We start from the raw sequence: 642 nt of genomic DNA on the forward strand, positions 1-642 counted from the left end.
TCATAAACTTTAGCATATTGAGAGATAAAAGCTTTTCCATAGACTTCAGCATTGCCATAAACTTGACCACAGACTTGAGAATAATGGCGTATTTTTGCATCATCATACACTCTTGCATGACCGTAGACACAAGCCTCATCATAGACCCAGCAATTGCCATCATGGGATAGGTTAGCTTCCTTTTCAATAAAGCCGCCTAAAGACCCTGCTTTTACATCATCAAAATCTTTTAAAGCTTTAATGCGATAAAGGTTTATAATATTTCGAGTAAGAGCATGTTTGATTTTTTTGATTTCACTGGTTAATTCGTATTTTTTGCACATAGAAGACCCTCACAATCTAATGTGATAAACATTTGCTAAAATTTGGAATGGGAAAATTTGAAAGAGAGGCGCCCCCGCTGCACCTGTACTTCCATTTACACTGCTTTATTGATTAGACCCAGACAATCTCTAATTCACCATAAGGAGAGAGACGTTCAGTATAGGTTTTTATTTTAGTAGACCCGCCGACATTTTCACGAATAACAGCAATTCCATGAATATGAGCATTTTCAAAAACATGCACGTTATTTGCTATACGAGCGTTTTCATAAACCCTAGCATTGTCATAAACATAGGCATTATCATAAATAATAGCCTT

Annotated in this window: 2 pseudogenes; both read right to left on the reverse strand. The window is 36.1% G+C overall.

Features of this window, described 5'->3' with window-relative positions:
- Positions 1–323: pseudogene (locus ACFIKH_RS09315) on the reverse strand (hypothetical protein); the annotation flags it as partial.
- Positions 324–435: 112 nt separating this feature from the next.
- Positions 436–642, reverse strand: a pseudogene (locus tag ACFIKH_RS09320) (hypothetical protein); the annotation flags it as partial.

The sequence above is a fragment of the Bartonella sp. SD1336NMGDW genome (assembly GCF_042193565.1).
In the GTDB taxonomy this organism is placed as follows: Bacteria; Pseudomonadota; Alphaproteobacteria; order Rhizobiales; family Rhizobiaceae; genus Bartonella; species Bartonella grahamii.